Raw genomic sequence first — 15,270 nt, 5'->3', positions numbered from 1 at the left:
ATGTGTGCCATGCATGGCATAGATACGCAAGAGTAAACGATATGGTAAACAGCATACCGAAATCAACGGATGACAAAATATGACAAGGATTAGCACCCGTTATCTCGCAAAGCGGCTGATAGTCTCCTATCTGACGTTGCTCGTCATAATGACGATTTTGTTCGTGCTCATCCGGAGCATGCCGGGGACGTTCATCTCGCAGATGATCACGCCTGAGATGAAACCGGCACAGATCGCACGACTTCAGGAGCAGTGGGGACTCAACGAACCGCTGTGGCGTCAGTACGTGGACTTCATGATAAACTACCAAACCGGTAACTTCGGTCGCTCGCCGACCAAGCAGGTTCCGGTCTGGGACATCATCATTCGACGGTTCCCGCGGACGATCATCCTGTTCGGTGCGGGATTCGTCATCTCGTACACGGTCGGCCCGCTCGTCGGCATGTATCTGGGTTGGTGGCGAGGCACGAACAAGGACAAGTTCATCTACACGTCGGGGCTCACGATGTACTCCATGCCCGCGTTCTGGATCTCGTGGCTCTTCATCTGGCTGTTCGACTACAAGCTGCAGTGGTTGAAGAGCGCGTACATGGTCGATCAGTTCGGGGTACAAGATTGGACACCAATGGTGGCGATGGGAAGCATCTTACACCACATCGCGCTTCCGCTATTCAGCATCGCGTTCGTCGGGTGGGTCGGGTCGATGCTCGTCATGCGGCCGTCGATGAACAACGTCACCGGGGAAGATTACGTCTTCCTCGCACGGGCGAAGGGTCTCAGTGAGCGGACCGTACTGATGAAGCACGCGGCTCGGAACGCGTTGATTCCGGTCGCGACGCAGGCCATCGTCGGTCTCGCGTTCCTCGTGGACGGCAGCGTCATCATCGAGCAGGTGTTCAGCTGGCCCGGTATCGGAGATATGCTGGTCAGCGCTGTCTTCGCGCAGGATTATCCGATCACGCAGGCGGCGTTCTTCCTGCTCGCCGTCATGATAATCACGATGCGACTTGTCACGGACATCGCATACACCTTCCTCGACCCGCGGATCAAGTTTGGAGGAGAATAACGAATGTCAACACAATCCGAAAACGCTTCAGTAACGAACACGCTCAAAGAGCGATGGGAACCGCGGATCGAACGCTTCAAACGAGGATGGAGTCGGTATACCCACCACAAGATGGGGGTTATCGGGCTCTTCATCCTCGTCGTCTACGTTCTCTGGGCGCTGTTTCCGTCGGTGTTCGCACCGCACAATCCCTCTTGGCGTCTCTTCGTCGGAAACGACCCGTCCACCCGCTTGACGCTCCAGCAGAGCCAACAGTTCCCTCATCCACCCGCGTTCGGTGACCCGGGCTTCATCCCGCTTGGGACGAACAGCACCGGTCACGGGGTATTCTCCCTACTGGTGTACGCCGCGAAAGACGCACTCTACATCGGGTTTGCGGCCGGAATCCTCTCCAGTCTCGTCGGCGTTCCGCTCGGACTCATCAGCGGATTTTACGGGAATACGTGGATCGACGAGACCATTCAACGCATCGTGGACGTGATGTACGGAATGCCGTTCCTTCCGTTCCTCATCGTCCTCGTTTCTATCCGCGGCGTCAGCCAGACGAACATCATCCTCGGTATCGCGATCACGTCGTGGCTCAACAACTGCATCCTCATTCGCGGGGAAACCCTGTCGCTCAAGGAACGGGCGTACGTCGAGTCGGCACGAGTCGCGGGTGCGAGCGACACGCGAATCGTGTTCCGGCACATCCTTCCGAACGTTATTCCCCTCGCGTTCGTCTTCCTCGCACAGGACGCGGCGGGCGCGATCATCGCACAGGCCTCGCTCGCGTATCTCGGTCTGGGCGACTTCACGAACAACTCGTGGGGAATAATGATTCAGAATGTCAAATCAAAGGGGTACGTCTTCGACGCACCGTGGTGGCTCATCCCGCCGGGGCTGGCGATTACCTCTATCGCGGCGGCGTTCTACTTCATCGGATTCTCGGTGGAGGACCTCGCTAATCCACAGGAGTAAACCATGTCATTACTAGAAGTAAACGATTTGTGTGTTCGCTACGACGCCGGTGACAAGCAAGTTCACGCTGTCGACGGCGTTAGCTTCAGTGTCGAACACGGCGAGACGTACGGTCTCGTCGGCGAATCGGGCTGTGGGAAGACCACGCTGGCGAAGTCGCTGATGCACCTGCTCGACTCGAACGGGTACATCGAAAGCGGCGAGGTGTGGTTCGACGGTACGCTTCCCGAGTGGGAGGACGAACACGGCAACGCACGTCGGGAAATCATCGACGACGACCGGTATCCCGTGCGTGCGGACGGAATGACCGACCTCGCACAACTCGACAACCAACAGATCCGGGATGTGCGCTGGCGAAACATCGCGCTGATTCCACAGAGCGCGATGAACGCGCTCAACCCGGTGTACAAGGTCGGCGATCAGATCGTCGAGGCTATCCTGCGTCACGAACCGGATACCCCACCCGAAAAGGCACACGAACGTGCACGCGACCTCATCGAGCGAGTCGGTATCGACCCCGACCGGGCGGACGACTACGCCCATCAGTACAGCGGTGGGATGAAACAGCGCGCCGTCATCGCCATGGCGATGGCGTGTAACCCGGACATGCTCATCGCGGACGAGCCGACGACGGCCCTCGACGTCATCATCCAAGACCGTATCTTGGAGGAGCTAGAGGAACTCCAAGAGGAGTTCGACGTCGCCATTCTCGTCGTCAGCCACGACGTCAGCGTCATGGCCGAGATTTGCGACAAACTCGCGGTCATGTACGGCGGGAAGATGATGGAGAGCGGCCCGATGCAGGACGTTCTCGTCGATTCGGCGAACCCGTACACGCTCGGGCTGAAGAACTCGTTCCCGACGGTCGAAGAGGTAGACCAAAACCTCATCTCGATTCCCGGGTCGCCGCCGACGCTGCTCGACCCGAGCGACGGGTGTCGGTTCGCACCACGGTGTCCGTTCGTCGTGGACGAGTGTCATACGAGCCACCCGCCGATGTACGACGCCGAGCAGGCCGAAACGGGAAAACGAACCGAGGCGAGTTCGCCGCACACTCACCGGTCGGCGTGCTACCGCGTTGACGAACTCGAAACGATGCGCACTGAGGCACGCAAGGAGGAAAAATGGCAACAAACGACGCAGACTCACTAGTAGAGATACAGAACGTCTCGAAGTTGTTCGACCTGTCGCAGAGCGCAATCGACCAACTACTCGGACGCGAGGCACAGCCGGTTCGGGCGGTTCAGGACGTCGACCTGACCATCAACAAGGGCGATATCATGGGTATCGCGGGCGAATCCGGGTGTGGGAAGACCACGCTCGGGAAGCTGTTGGTCAAACTGTACGAGCCGACGAGCGGGAGGATTCTGTTCGACGGACGCGACATGTCCGAACTGCTCCGTGAGGACCAACAGGAGTTCCGACAGCGCGTGCAGATGATCTTTCAGGACCCGTTCGAGAGCCTAAACCCACGGATGACGGTGTTCCAGTCGGTCGTCGAGCCGCTCAAGATAAACGACATCGGCGACGGCTACCAAGACCGACGTGAGCAGGTCATTCAGGTGCTAAACGACGTTGGTCTGTCCCCCGCCGAGGCGTATCTGAACGAGTTCCCGAAGGAGCTATCCGGCGGTGAGCGCCAACGGGTCGCTATCGCACGTGCGCTGGTCGTGAACCCCGACTTTATCGTCTGTGACGAGCCCGTCTCGATGCTCGACGTGTCGATTCGCGCGGGCGTGTTGAACCTGATGAAGGAGTTGCAGGACGAGTACGGGTTGACGTACGTGTTCATCAGTCACGACCTCTCGCTGATTCGGTACATGTGTGACCGCACCGCCATCATGTATCTCGGGAATATCGTCGAGCAGGGGCCGACCGACGACGTGGTGAACGACCCGAAACACCCCTACACGGAGGCGCTGTTCGACGCGGTGCCGGAAATCGAACCGGGTGCACAGCGACGACGGGCGAACGTCACCGGCGAGGTTCCAAACCCGCGGAATCCGCCGTCCGGTTGCAAATTCCATCCCCGGTGTGCGAACATCATCCCGCCCGAGGACTGGTCGGGAAGTCAGGATGCGTTCCGGCGTGGATTCAACTTCAAACGCCGCGTTCAGACGGGAGATCTCGAAGTCGAGGATATCGCTGAGGGTCACGCGGATCAGCGGTCGGCGGTCGATGCCGTCCTCGAAACCGGTCTCTCGCTCGAACTTCCCGAAGAGCATCAAGCCGATGGCGAGCGAATGGGAACGGTAGACGTTGATTCGATCGACATACCGAAACAGGCAGAAAACGCGCTTCGTTCGGCCACGCGTGACCTCCTCGACGGAAACGAGGAGGACGCAATGGAGCAACTCAACCGGGAGTTCAGCTCGATTTGTGAACGAAGCTCCCCGGAACTTCGCCAGTCCGGAGAGCAGACGACCGCGTGTCACCTCTACGATTCGTCGCCGTCGAACAGAGAGGCGATTGCACCGGACGCCTCGGACTGACGTTCGGAATCTCGTCCCGGCTCTTTTTTGTTAGAAACGGAAACCCTTACGGCAATGACATTCATACCATGTGCTATCTAATGTCAAATTCAAACGCTCGTTCCGCGCTTCGACCGGAGCGGCCCCTCCTCGTGGCTGCCGTCCTCCTCACCGCCCTCGTTACGGCGTGGTTGTTCGTCCCGACCATGGTAGGACACATCGCAGCTATGAACGTCGGTTCCGTCGACGTAACGACATCGGGGGCGACCGTGACCGACGGTGGACAGCACCTCACGACGACGCTCACCATTCACAACCCGACGCGACGGGATATCGTGTTTTACAGCGGCTTGATACACGTCTACGACGGTGAGACGCAGTTGACGGACGGGACGACGACACCGTTCGGTGAGACGACCGTTCCCGCGAAGGAGACGGTAACGTTACAGGTCGAAATCGGTTTGGATCCCGACCGCACTGCACGAGCGAAACGAGCGATACGCTCCGACTCCGCGACGTTTTCCGGCAACCTCCGTGGGAGAATCGGGGAGAAGGGAATACACGTCTCGGTCAACACCGGAGGGTCGGAGCGATGACGGAGACGGAAACAGGCGGGAACTCCGAGACGGAAACCAACGGATGGACGACCGACCGCCGCCACGGAAGCGTCTATCGGCGACGGCTCGCGTTCCTCGGGAAGAGCGTGACCGTCGGTGTCATCGGTGGGATGGCCGCCTTCACGTACAGCTTAGCGGACATGATGACGGTTTCGATAGACCCCGTGTTCGTCCTCGTCCCGCTCGCCCTCTCGGGCGTGTTCGCTCATCTCGTGGCGTACGATCTGCACGAAAGCATTCGTGTCGGACTCGTGGGATTCTTCGTCGGGGCTATTACCTTGGTCGGGTCGTGGGTCGCACCGCTTTGGATTCTACCGTACACGTCCGGTGCTCGTGACATCCTGCTTCCGAAACTGACGGGAACCGCCGTTGTCGCCGCGATCATCGTCTACGGTGCGGTGTATCTCGGTGCGTATCTCTCCGCGTTGACGGTCGGTGCGTACGTGTCAACGTGAAACCGTGAGGGTTTTGTCCCGTCCATCGGTAGGTGCGTTCGTGTCGAAAGACGTACCAACCCGGGAGCGTTCAGTTCGTGAGCGGGGTACCTTCGCAAAACACGGCGACGACCCGACGTTAGCCAGTTACCTCTCGTCGCTCTTTTTCATCCTCTCCGTTCCGTCGTTCATCGTGTTAACGTACGCCGGACACTGGTACGGGCTGTACTCCTACGGTGCCATCATTCCGGTGTTTGCGGGACTACTCGTCGGCTCGATAGCGCTCGTGTTCGCAATCATGCACGTTCTGACCCGTTAGAACGTGCTGTTGCGAAGCGTCATGTAGAACATGACGACCATCGCGGAGACGAGGAGAACGAACTCCAACTGCGTTGCCGACCGCTGACGTGAGACGACGAACAGGACGAGACTCGACCCCCCAAGCAGTGCGACGACGAGGAACAACAGCAACGATAGGTTGGCCTCGTCGGACATCCAGTAAAAGAGCCGATTTCCGAGGTCGTCCATGATGGTTCAGAAGCGCAAGCCCTCGTAGACGCACTCGACCGGTTCGAGGACGAGTTCGAGGGCGAGCGCGTAGGTCGTCAGCGCGAGTTTCGAGTCGGCGGTGAATTCGGTCTCCGCATCCCGCCATTCGGCGACGCTGGCAGCGAACCTGACGTGTGAATCGTGAATCGTCATGAGCCACTCCGTCGGTAGTTCACCGGGCGTCCTCTTATGCGTCACCCGAAAGAGATATTTGAACGTAGCATCCGTCCGGCCGCTGATATCTTCGCCAGCTTGTAGTTCGGGCAGTTGTGGTGCGCCGAACAGTTGGACGAGTCGATACAGCGGAACGCCGATATTGTCGGTCTCGGCAGCGTCCGGGTCGCCGCTGAGGTACGCGACGACGTTTAGGTCCTCTCGTTCCCGAACGTTGTCCTCGACGAGTACGTCGCCGTCGTCTCGACGTGCTTCGATTTCGGACCGCGAAACGGGTTCGATGAGGAGGTCTTGGAGGTCCTCGAAGTCGGGGGCGTCAGGATGGTTTCGAATATCCATACGTTCGTTAGTACGCGAAGTAGTGGAATCCACGCCAGCCAGCGTAGCCGACCGCGAAGACGACGATACCGGTCACGATGACGACGAGCGATTCGCTCTGCGTCATCGTATCGTTCATCTGTGGAACCAGCTTGAAATACAGCGATAGTCCGAACAGGAGGAAAATGTAGCCGATAACGGCTCCGAGCAGAGCGACGATTATCGACAGCAGCCCAATCGGACCACGCAACGACTTCGGGACGCTAGTCTTCAACGCCATGGTTTGTGCTAATGGGGCACAAGCATAAACGTTCTGCAATGAGTTCACTCGCTTTTATCTCGTTCCCGCTCGCGGGCTTCGAGGTTCGCCATGCTCTCGTCCGAGAGCGGGGACATCCGCTCGTCGAACTCCTCTCCACCGTCGTCGGGTCTCGCCGCCGCCTCCCGCCCCGCGAAGTACGAGTTGAGAAACTCCTCGTGGTGCTCGCGCAGGGTGTATCCCAGCCAGATGAACGCGAGACCGGGAAGTAACCGAAGGACGAACGCGGGCGACGTCACTCCGTACGCCCCCAGCACGACCGACCCGTGGATGGCGTCGCCCACGAGCAACGCGCCAATCACGAGCGTCGTCGACGAAACCATCGAGAGGAACTGGCGGGAGAACATGTTATCCGTCGCCGTGTTCGTCGATGATGACGACTTCTCCGTCCTGTACGTCCACGTTGATGAGCGTCTTCACCTGGTAGTCGGTGTCGTCCAACTCGTTCGCGCCCACCTTCTTGATGACGGCACACACGTCCACCACGTCCGCGCCGATGTATTCGAGTGCCTGAGTCACGGCCTTCATCGTTCCGCCCGTGCTGAGCACGTCGTCCAGCAGCAGCACGCGGTCGCCCTCGTCCACGTTGTTGATGAACATCTCGTTCTCCGAGTAGCCCGTCTGCTGGGACAGCGAGACTTCCCCGTCGAGTCCGTACTGACGCTTGCGGATGACCACCAGCGGGATGTCGGTCATCAGCGACACGGCGGTCGAGATGTGAATCCCCATCGCCGCGGGGGTGACGATTTTATCGACGTTCTCCAAGTCAGCCTTGCGGATGATCTTGATGACGATTTCGCGCAGAAGCGTCGGTTCGAGCATCGGAATCCCGTCGCTGATGGGATGGACGAAGTAATGATAGCCGTCTTTCTCGATGATCGGGGCTTCCAAAAGCGACTCCTTCAACTGGTCCATGATGGGGGTATTCAGTCCATCAGTAAAAGATGCCGGAATCGCGCTCGCAACGTCCGACGGGATGGGTGGCAGTTCCTAGCAGTGGCGTATCACGCCCTCAGTCCCGCTCGTTCACTTTCACCCCGGATAAGGCGTACAACTTTTACACTGTACCTCCTCCGAAGAAATGCGGGTGGGAGAGACCCGCGACAAATCGATTGCCAACACCCCTACCCTACCCCAGCAGGGTTCGATTTGTTTCCATCCTTTTCCCCCGGGAGGGGTTTCAGGTTTTCAAAAATGGCAATCTATTCAATATGTGCAAAATTAAAAATAAACCTAAAGGAAAACAGTCCCTTCAGTTAGATGTGTAAGTGGCGATGACGTTTTTCTCACCGTCAATACTTGCGGTAACAGTTATTTTGTCTCCTGCACTGCAACCCGTTGTAGTAACAATATCTCCCACATCGTTAAAGGATGCAGAAGATATATCACTACAAGAACCAGTCGCATTGAGCGAAAAGCTGGACACGTCGTTCACATTACCCATCGATGTCAACTGAATATCGACCGCTGTGGCGTTCTGGTCGAACGACACACCTGCTTGTGCATTCTTGCTCACGTTGTTCCCCAGACCCATCACGAACGTTCCGATGACGGCCGCCAGAATGACCGTAATGGCGACCATGAGGATAACGCCGATAACGGGACTTACGGCTCGTGTTTCGGACAGCTTCGCGCTGACTGTTTCTTTGAGTGTCATGTTTTGGTTTCTCCTTCGACGCGCGGTCGCACCGTCCGAACGCAATTCGGTACATATTCATTCCGATAATTATGCACAAATGTCTGATACAGGATAGTTACGAACCTGATTTCTATTTGCTTTTTTCGGACGGTATGCGCGTTATAAGACGCTTTGCTACTCTTACCTAATAAAGATATGGCTGTATATGTCCATTCAAAAGACTATGATAGTTCTCGTAAAATTGAATGTATGTCTGAAAGCAACGACTGGGGGATATATTTCTGAGTGGTACTTTTCGATTCGGGAGGAGATAACGACATCGACCCACCTCGAACGCGTCGTCCATCATGGTGGGCGTGTCCGCACGGTTCGAAATCCCTGTTTCCTCCCGGCGCGTCGGAAGGAGATACCCGCAAGGACCACACGCTTTGAGAACTGTTAAGGTAGGTCCATCGCCAATTCCGAGTGTGCAATCACCATCGAACCCGACAGCCGTTGTTGTGCTTGCGCTGGTGATGCTTCCCTTCGCGGCAGCGGTGGTGACCCCACTCGTCTACCGCGTCCTCCGCGAGCGGACCGCCTACTACGCGGCGGCGGTCGCGCTCGCGTGCTTTGGGATGGTCGCAAGCCAACTCGGCACGAGCGGCTCGGTTTCCTACCAGTGGATTCCCTCGCTCGGGGTCTCGTTGCAGTTTTACGTGGACGGTCTCTCCTTGCTCATCGGCTTCCTCGCCAGCGGAGTCGGCGTGCTCATCCTCACCTACTCCGGTGGGTACATGCACGGCGAACCGGGCAAGGCGAAATACTACACCGCGCTGCTGGCCTTCATGGGGTCGATGCTGGGCGTGGCGTTCTCGGCCGACCTGGTATCGCTGTTCGTGTTCTGGGAACTGACCAGCTTGTCGTCGTTCATCCTCATCGGCCACTACACCGACCGACGGTCGTCGCAGTACGCCGCCCGAAAGTCCATGCTCATCACGGTATCCGGTGGGCTGTTCATGCTCATCGGGTTCCTCCTCATCAACCACGTCGCGGGGACGTTCGCGATGTTCGGGCCGAGCGGAATCCTCTCTCCCGAAAACGCGGCGATGACGAACGAGCAACTCCACGCGGCGGGGCTGTTCGTTCCCGCGCTCGCGCTCATCGCCGTCGGCGCGGCGGCGAAATCGGCACAGGTCCCGCTTCACATCTGGCTGCCGAACGCGATGGAAGCGCCGACGCCGGTTTCGGCGTTCCTCCACTCCGCGACGATGGTCAAGGCGGGCGTCTACCTCATCGGGCGATTCCGGCCGTTGTTCCTTCCCGAGGGAGTGCACGTCATCCCCGACTGGATGTTGCTGTTCGCGGTACTCGGCTTGGTGACGATGACGATTACGGCCATCCTCGCCGTCGCGGCGACGGACATCAAGGAACTGCTGGCCTACTCGACGGCGAGCCACCTCGGCCTCATCGTCGCCGGATTCGGGTTCGCCTCCGAGTACGGTGCCGAGACGGGCGCGTTCCACATTCTGAACCACGCGATGTTCAAGGCCGCGCTGTTCCTCGTCGCCGGTATCATCGCGCACGAGGCCGGAACGCGGAAAATAAAGCATCTCGGCGGGCTGTGGCGTGACTTACCTATCACGGCGGCCATCACCGTCGTTGCGGCCCTCGGGATGGCGGGCGTGCCGCCGTTCAACGGTTTCTACTCGAAGGAGTTCCTCTTCGAGTCGGCCTACCACGCGGCGCACGTCCACGGCGGCCTCGCGTGGCTGTTCCCCGTCGTCGCCGTCTTCGGGAGCATCTTCACCTTCCTCTACTCGATACGGTTCCTGATGCTCTTCTTCGGCGAGAAACCGAAGGGGTTGGGTCACGTGCATCGGCCGCCGCTGACGATGTTGGTTCCCCCGGCGATCCTCGGAACCATCGCGGCGCTCATCGGACTCGGCGGCGTAACGGACACGTTCGGCATCGCGCCGTCGGCGCTCAACGGCTTCGTCGGAAGCGTGGTCGAAAGCACCCTTCCGCCCGCGGCACACGCCGAGGCCGCCGAAGCGGTCCACTTCAGCTACCACCTGCCGACGTCGGTCACGCCGGCCGCGACCATGAGCGCGATAACCATCGCCGTGGGACTCGTCGCGTATCAGTACTACGACGACCTCCACCGGGGCATCAACCGCCTGCTCACGGTCAATCCCCTTCGCGCGAACTGGTGGTACGACAACGCGGTGTACGGCCTGAACGACGCGAGCGTCGAGACGATTCCGCACGTCCAGACCGGCCTGCTTCGAACCTACGCAACGTGGTCGCTGACGGCGGTGACGCTCCTCGCGCTCGGCGGCTACGCTGCGGCGGGCGTCGCCCTCCCGAGTTTCGGATTCGCGGCGGGTATGACGCCCTCGCTCGCACTCGTTCTCGGCGTCGCCGTCGTCGGCGCGTTCGCGGTCAGCATCGCCCCGTCCCACATCTCGGGCGTGCTTACGCTCTCGATTCTCGGCTTCATGGTGGCGATATTTTACATTCTCGCCGACGCCCCGGACCTCGCGCTCACGCAGTTGGTCGTCGAGACGCTGACGCTCGTCATCTTCCTGCTCGTCTTGGACCGGCTACCGACGTTCTACGGCGAGATAAAACGCAGTCGCGCCGTTCGGGACGGCGTCCTCTCGCTGGCGGTCGGAACGACCGTCTTCGTTACGGTGTTGGTCACGACGGTAGCGGACCCCGCCAACTCCATCGCACAGACCTTCCTCGATTACGGCGTGACGGTGGAAGAGGCGGGCGGTCACAACATCGTCAACGTCATTCTGGTGGACTTCCGTGGCTTCGATACGATGGGCGAGATCTCCGTCGTCGCAATGGCCGCACTCTCGGTGTTGACGCTGATCGCCATGCGGGAACGAGGTGAAACCCAATGACGACGATAATCACGCGGACGGTTACACGCACCGTCGTCCCGCTCATCTTCCTCACGTCTGTCGCGTTGATGTTGCAGGGACACAACCACCCCGGCGGCGGATTCATCGCGGGCGTCCTGACGACGACGGCGTTCGCCCTCATTTACATCGTCTACGGGTTGGACTTCCTCGAAGAGGAGATATTCCACCGACTCGTTCGCGGGCCGATAGAACACCTTCAACACGGCATCGTCGAGAACTACCGAACCCTGTTCGCGTTCGGATTGGCGCTCGCCGCCGGAAGCGGTCTGGTTGCGATGGCCTTCGGTGACGCCTTCATGAACCAGACGTACGAGGTGTTCCACTTCCCGATTTACACGGAGTTCGAGGTGGCGAGCGCGGTGGCCTTCGACACGGGGGTCTACTTCGTCGTCGTTGGCTCGCTCCTGACGATCCTCTCGGTGGTGGGTTCCGAATGAGTGAAGCCGTGAACCCCCAGTTGATACTCGCGATAGTTCTCGGGGTGTTGTTCTCCCTCGGGACGTTCCTCGTCCTCCGACGGGACGTGATTCGCGTTATCTGGGGAGTGACCATCATCAGTCAGGCCGCCAACGTCTATCTGGTGACGATGGGCAAACTCGGCGGAAGCGTCCCCATTTTCGGCCACGGGAGCCACGGCGGCGGTCACATCACCGACCCGGTCGTGCAGGCGCTCGTCCTGACGGCCATCGTCATCGGCTTCGGGACGACGGCGTTTTCGCTCGTCTTGACGTATCGCGTCTATCAAGAACACGGCACTATCGACCTCAACGAATTGGGTGATTCCACATGAATCAACTCGTCATCGAACCGCTGCTCGTCCCGCTCGTGACGGCGATTCTGACGCTCGTCGTTCGACGGTATTCGACCGTCCAGCGCGGCGTCAGCGTCCTCGGTGGGGCGGCGTACGTCGCCGTCGTCGCGTTGCTCTGGACCGACGTGGACCCCTTGGGCGCGGCGCGAACCATCCCGTATCAACTCGGTAACTGGCCCGCACCGTTCGGCATCACGCTCGTCGCCGACCCGCTTTCGGTGTTCATGCTCGGACTCGCCGCCATCGTCTCGTTCGCCGCGCTGGTCTTCTCGGTGCAGTACGTGGACGAGTTCGGTCAGCGGCTCTCCTACCACCCGCTGTATCACTTCATGTTGGTCGGCGTGAGCGGTGCGTTCCTCACGGGCGACATCTTCAACCTCTTCGTCTGGTTCGAGGTAATGCTCATGTCGAGCTACGTCCTCGTGGTGTTCTACAGCGGGCCACAGCACACCCGCGCGGCGCTCCAGTACGTCGTCCTCAACCTCATCGGGAGCGCGGTCATGCTCCTCGCCATCGGCGGCATCTACTCGACGACGGGGACGCTCAACATGGCCGACTTGGCGCACCGACTCGCCAACCCGGCGGCGAACAGTATCACTCCGCTTCCCGTGTTGGGTCTATCGGCGCTCCTGTTCACGGTGTTCGCGCTGAAGTCTGGGCTGGCACCGTTCCAGTTTTGGGTGCCCCCGGCGTACAGCGCCGCACCCGCGCCGGTGTCCGCGATGCTCGCGGGCGTCGTGAAGAAGGTCGGAATCTACGCCATCATCAGGCTGTACTTCACCGTCTTCTCGTGGCTGTCGATTCCGGATGGACTGGGCCTACCCGGTCTGTCCGGGACGTCCGCGCTGGGCTTTTTCGGCCCCGTCATGTTCGCAATCATGGCGACGGCGAGCATCCTGCTCGGCGGGCTCGGCGCGGTCGGCCGCGACGACATCGACGGGTTGCTCGCCTACTCCAGCATCGGACAGGTCGGGTTCATCGTCCTGCCGCTCGCAATCGGCGCGACTGCGGGAAGCGAAGAGATACAGATTCTCGCGGTCACGGCGGCGCTCATCTACTCGCTGAACCACGCACTGGCGAAGGGCCTGTTGTTCCTCGCCTCGGGGTCGGTGTTCTCGTCGGTCGGTTCGACGCGCTTTGCCGACCTCGGAGGGCTGACCCGCAAGGAACCGGTCCTGTCGGCCGTGTTCTTCGTCGGGGCGCTTTCGCTCATCGGGATACCGCCCCTCTCGGGCTTCTTCGGGAAGTTCCTCGTCTTCCGTACCGCGGGTGACGCGGGCGCGTCCGTCGCGCTCGCCATCGCGTTGCTCGGCGCGATTCTCACCATCGCGTACTTCTCGCGGGCCTGGAACCGCGGCTTCTGGGGCGCGGTGAGTCCGATGGTCGAGAACGGCGCGAAGCCGACCGGCGTGGTCGTCCTCGCCGGACTCGCGGCCCTCGTCCTGCTCGTCGGTATCGGGTTCGACCCCGTGCTTCGGGCGGCGGAGGCGGCGGCCGGTGCCGCGATTCACAGACAGGAGTACATCCAAGCGGTGCTCGGAGGTGGGGCCGCATGAAGAAGTGGCCCGTCATCGGCGTCGTCCTCGCGGTCCTCTGGCTGTTCGTTCGCGGGGTCGCGCTCGAACCGACGCGGATAATCGGCGAGTTCCTCATCGGACTCGCCTTCGGGATGCTCATCGCGTTCATGTTCCGGCGGTTTTACACCCTGGACATGAACCTCACTCGAACCGTGCAGGCGCTCCCCTACGCCGGGTTGTACATCGTCGTGTTCATCAAGGACCTCATCCTGGCGAACATCGACGTCGCCTACCGCGTCCTGTTGCCGAGCATGCCCATCGAACCGGGCGTCGTGGTCGTACCGCTCCGCGTGCAGACGGACGGGGCGATTACGACCATCGCAAACAGCATCACCCTCACGCCGGGGACGATAACAATGGACTACGACGAGGAGACGAACGCGCTCTACGTACACAGCATCGACGCCACGGACACGGACGGCATCGTCGACCCGATTCGAACCTGGGAGGATTACGCCCTCGTCATCTTCGACGAGGAGGGGAAACCCGGCGACCCGGTTCCGGACCTTCCGATGGCCCACGCGAGCGGCGAACCGACCGAAGGGGGTGTCAAGCGTGGCAACTGACCCCGCGATATTCTCCCTCGCCGTGCAGGTCGGCCTCGTCATCGCGAGCGGCCTGACCCTGCTCGCGGGCTACCGCGTCATCAAAGGGCCGACGGTTCCCGACCGAGTGGTCGCGCTCGACACCATCGCAACGAACGTCGTCGCCATCGCGGCCCTGTACGCACTTCAAACCGGCGAAGGGTTGTTCGTCACGGTGAGCCTCGTCCTCGCCATCATCGGGTTCATCAGCACCATCGCGGTCTCGCAGTACGTCATTGAAGGAGATATCGTCAAATGAACCTCGTTCAGGAAATCCTCATCACGCTGCTCATCGCCGTCGGGAGTTTCTTCCTCGTGGTCGGCACGGTCGGCCTCATCAGACTCCCCGACGTGTACAACCGGATGCACGCGACCAGCAAGGCGACGACGCTCGGCTCGGCTTCGCTGTTGCTCGCCGGATTCGTCTACTACGGCCCGGAAGGTGCCGGGCTCACCTCGCTGGTCGGCATCATCTTCCTGTTCCTCACCGCGCCGACCGGCGCGCACATGATTTCTCGCTCCGCCCAGAAGATGGGCATCGAGTTCTTCGGCGACGCCGAATGGCCCGGCGACGAGTAACGCGTTCTTCAAGTTTCGGCACGAGGAGAACTACCGTGGCGCGTGCACCAGCAGGCCCGAGGCCCCTTCGACCTCGGGCCTGCGTGAGTATCACGTGAGGTCTTCGTGAACAGTGTTCTCGTGAACGAATGGCTCGTCAGAACGACGCTCTGACGGTGGATGACGAGCGTCAGCGAGGAATCGGTTGGGGAGGCGTGTGGACGGTCGCGGTGCGGTTTCAGTGCCGCTCGGTAATTGTACGCTCGGAAAAATCGGAG

The 15,270-nt window shown here is 60.2% G+C and carries 20 protein-coding genes; 14 read left to right on the top strand and 6 right to left on the bottom strand.

What is annotated here, in order from left to right; all coding sequences use genetic code 11:
- The first annotated feature begins 79 nt into the window (after positions 1–79).
- From B208_RS0101485 to B208_RS0101455, 7 genes are all read left to right on the top strand, one after another.
- Positions 80–1,066: an ABC transporter permease gene (locus B208_RS0101485; RefSeq protein ID WP_232423691.1), complete on the top strand. Its 987-nt coding sequence runs from the start codon at positions 80–82 to the stop codon at positions 1,064–1,066.
- Positions 1,067–1,069: 3 nt separating this feature from the next.
- Positions 1,070–2,026 carry an ABC transporter permease gene (locus B208_RS0101480; protein ID WP_073096532.1) on the top strand — a complete coding sequence of 319 codons (957 nt, stop codon included), beginning with the start codon at positions 1,070–1,072 and terminating at the stop codon, positions 2,024–2,026.
- 3 nt (positions 2,027–2,029) lie between these two features.
- Complete coding sequence (locus B208_RS0101475; protein WP_232423690.1) at positions 2,030–3,178, top strand: ABC transporter ATP-binding protein; 1,149 nt, start codon at positions 2,030–2,032, stop codon at positions 3,176–3,178.
- On the top strand, positions 3,151–4,518 hold the full coding sequence (locus B208_RS0101470; RefSeq protein ID WP_018128658.1) for an ABC transporter ATP-binding protein: 1,368 nt from the start codon (positions 3,151–3,153) through the stop codon (positions 4,516–4,518). The genes B208_RS0101475 and B208_RS0101470 overlap by 28 nt, the downstream gene beginning before the upstream one ends.
- Before the next feature lie 80 nt (positions 4,519–4,598).
- On the top strand, positions 4,599–5,093 hold the full coding sequence (locus tag B208_RS0101465; protein WP_232423689.1) for a hypothetical protein: 495 nt from the start codon (positions 4,599–4,601) through the stop codon (positions 5,091–5,093).
- The gene (locus B208_RS0101460; RefSeq protein WP_007978688.1) at positions 5,090–5,569 is read left to right on the top strand and encodes a hypothetical protein; all 480 of its coding nucleotides are present in this window, start codon (positions 5,090–5,092) and stop codon (positions 5,567–5,569) included. The genes B208_RS0101465 and B208_RS0101460 overlap by 4 nt, the downstream gene beginning before the upstream one ends.
- A gap of 40 nt (positions 5,570–5,609) precedes the next feature.
- The gene (locus tag B208_RS0101455) at positions 5,610–5,867 is read left to right on the top strand and encodes a hypothetical protein (protein WP_007978687.1); all 258 of its coding nucleotides are present in this window, start codon (positions 5,610–5,612) and stop codon (positions 5,865–5,867) included.
- Here the strand turns inward: B208_RS0101455 and B208_RS0101450 are convergent.
- The 6 genes from B208_RS0101450 to B208_RS0101425 form a co-directional block, all read right to left on the bottom strand.
- Positions 5,864–6,076: a hypothetical protein gene (locus B208_RS0101450; protein ID WP_007978686.1), complete on the bottom strand. Its 213-nt coding sequence runs from the start codon at positions 6,074–6,076 to the stop codon at positions 5,864–5,866. The two genes, B208_RS0101455 and B208_RS0101450, sit on opposite strands and share 4 nt — an antisense overlap.
- 6 nt (positions 6,077–6,082) lie before the next feature.
- Positions 6,083–6,610, bottom strand: coding sequence for a hypothetical protein (locus B208_RS0101445; protein ID WP_007978685.1), 528 nt, complete (start codon positions 6,608–6,610; stop codon positions 6,083–6,085).
- Positions 6,611–6,617: 7 nt separating this feature from the next.
- Complete coding sequence (locus B208_RS0101440) at positions 6,618–6,869, bottom strand: hypothetical protein (protein WP_007978684.1); 252 nt, start codon at positions 6,867–6,869, stop codon at positions 6,618–6,620.
- Between the two features lie 44 nt (positions 6,870–6,913).
- Positions 6,914–7,255, bottom strand: a complete 342-nt coding sequence (locus B208_RS0101435) for a hypothetical protein (protein ID WP_007978683.1) — start codon at positions 7,253–7,255, stop codon at positions 6,914–6,916.
- A 1-nt stretch (position 7,256) separates the two neighbouring features.
- Positions 7,257–7,823, bottom strand: a complete 567-nt coding sequence (gene hpt / locus B208_RS0101430) for a hypoxanthine/guanine phosphoribosyltransferase (RefSeq protein ID WP_007978682.1) — start codon at positions 7,821–7,823, stop codon at positions 7,257–7,259.
- 337 nt (positions 7,824–8,160) lie between these two features.
- Positions 8,161–8,565, bottom strand: a complete 405-nt coding sequence (locus tag B208_RS0101425; protein WP_007978680.1) for a type IV pilin — start codon at positions 8,563–8,565, stop codon at positions 8,161–8,163.
- 497 nt (positions 8,566–9,062) lie between these two features.
- Between B208_RS0101425 and mbhE the strand changes: the two genes are divergently transcribed.
- The 7 genes from mbhE to mnhG are packed head-to-tail and all read left to right on the top strand — an operon-like array spanning position 9,063 to position 15,013.
- The gene (gene mbhE, locus B208_RS0101420) at positions 9,063–11,441 is read left to right on the top strand and encodes a hydrogen gas-evolving membrane-bound hydrogenase subunit E (RefSeq protein WP_007978678.1); all 2,379 of its coding nucleotides are present in this window, start codon (positions 9,063–9,065) and stop codon (positions 11,439–11,441) included.
- The gene (locus B208_RS0101415) at positions 11,438–11,899 is read left to right on the top strand and encodes an MnhB domain-containing protein (RefSeq protein ID WP_007978677.1); all 462 of its coding nucleotides are present in this window, start codon (positions 11,438–11,440) and stop codon (positions 11,897–11,899) included. Before mbhE ends, B208_RS0101415 begins: the two co-directional genes overlap by 4 nt.
- Positions 11,896–12,252, top strand: a complete 357-nt coding sequence (locus B208_RS0101410) for a sodium:proton antiporter (protein ID WP_007978675.1) — start codon at positions 11,896–11,898, stop codon at positions 12,250–12,252. The genes B208_RS0101415 and B208_RS0101410 overlap by 4 nt, the downstream gene beginning before the upstream one ends.
- Positions 12,249–13,829, top strand: coding sequence for a Na+/H+ antiporter subunit D (locus tag B208_RS0101405; RefSeq protein WP_018128657.1), 1,581 nt, complete (start codon positions 12,249–12,251; stop codon positions 13,827–13,829). The genes B208_RS0101410 and B208_RS0101405 overlap by 4 nt, the downstream gene beginning before the upstream one ends.
- Positions 13,826–14,416 (top strand): Na+/H+ antiporter subunit E, encoded by a 591-nt coding sequence (locus tag B208_RS0101400; protein WP_007978671.1) that lies wholly within the window; start codon positions 13,826–13,828, stop codon positions 14,414–14,416. The genes B208_RS0101405 and B208_RS0101400 overlap by 4 nt, the downstream gene beginning before the upstream one ends.
- A complete protein-coding gene (locus B208_RS0101395; protein WP_007978669.1) occupies positions 14,406–14,693 on the top strand; it encodes a monovalent cation/H+ antiporter complex subunit F in 288 nt (95 codons plus the stop codon). Before B208_RS0101400 ends, B208_RS0101395 begins: the two co-directional genes overlap by 11 nt.
- Positions 14,690–15,013 (top strand): monovalent cation/H(+) antiporter subunit G, encoded by a 324-nt coding sequence (mnhG, locus tag B208_RS0101390; protein ID WP_007978667.1) that lies wholly within the window; start codon positions 14,690–14,692, stop codon positions 15,011–15,013. Before B208_RS0101395 ends, mnhG begins: the two co-directional genes overlap by 4 nt.
- Positions 15,014–15,270: the final 257 nt, after the last annotated feature.

Origin of the sequence: Haladaptatus paucihalophilus DX253 (assembly GCF_000376445.1) — an archaeon.
Taxonomy (GTDB): Archaea; Halobacteriota; Halobacteria; order Halobacteriales; family Haladaptataceae; genus Haladaptatus; species Haladaptatus paucihalophilus.
This window is presented reverse-complemented; position numbering and strand designations above follow the sequence as displayed.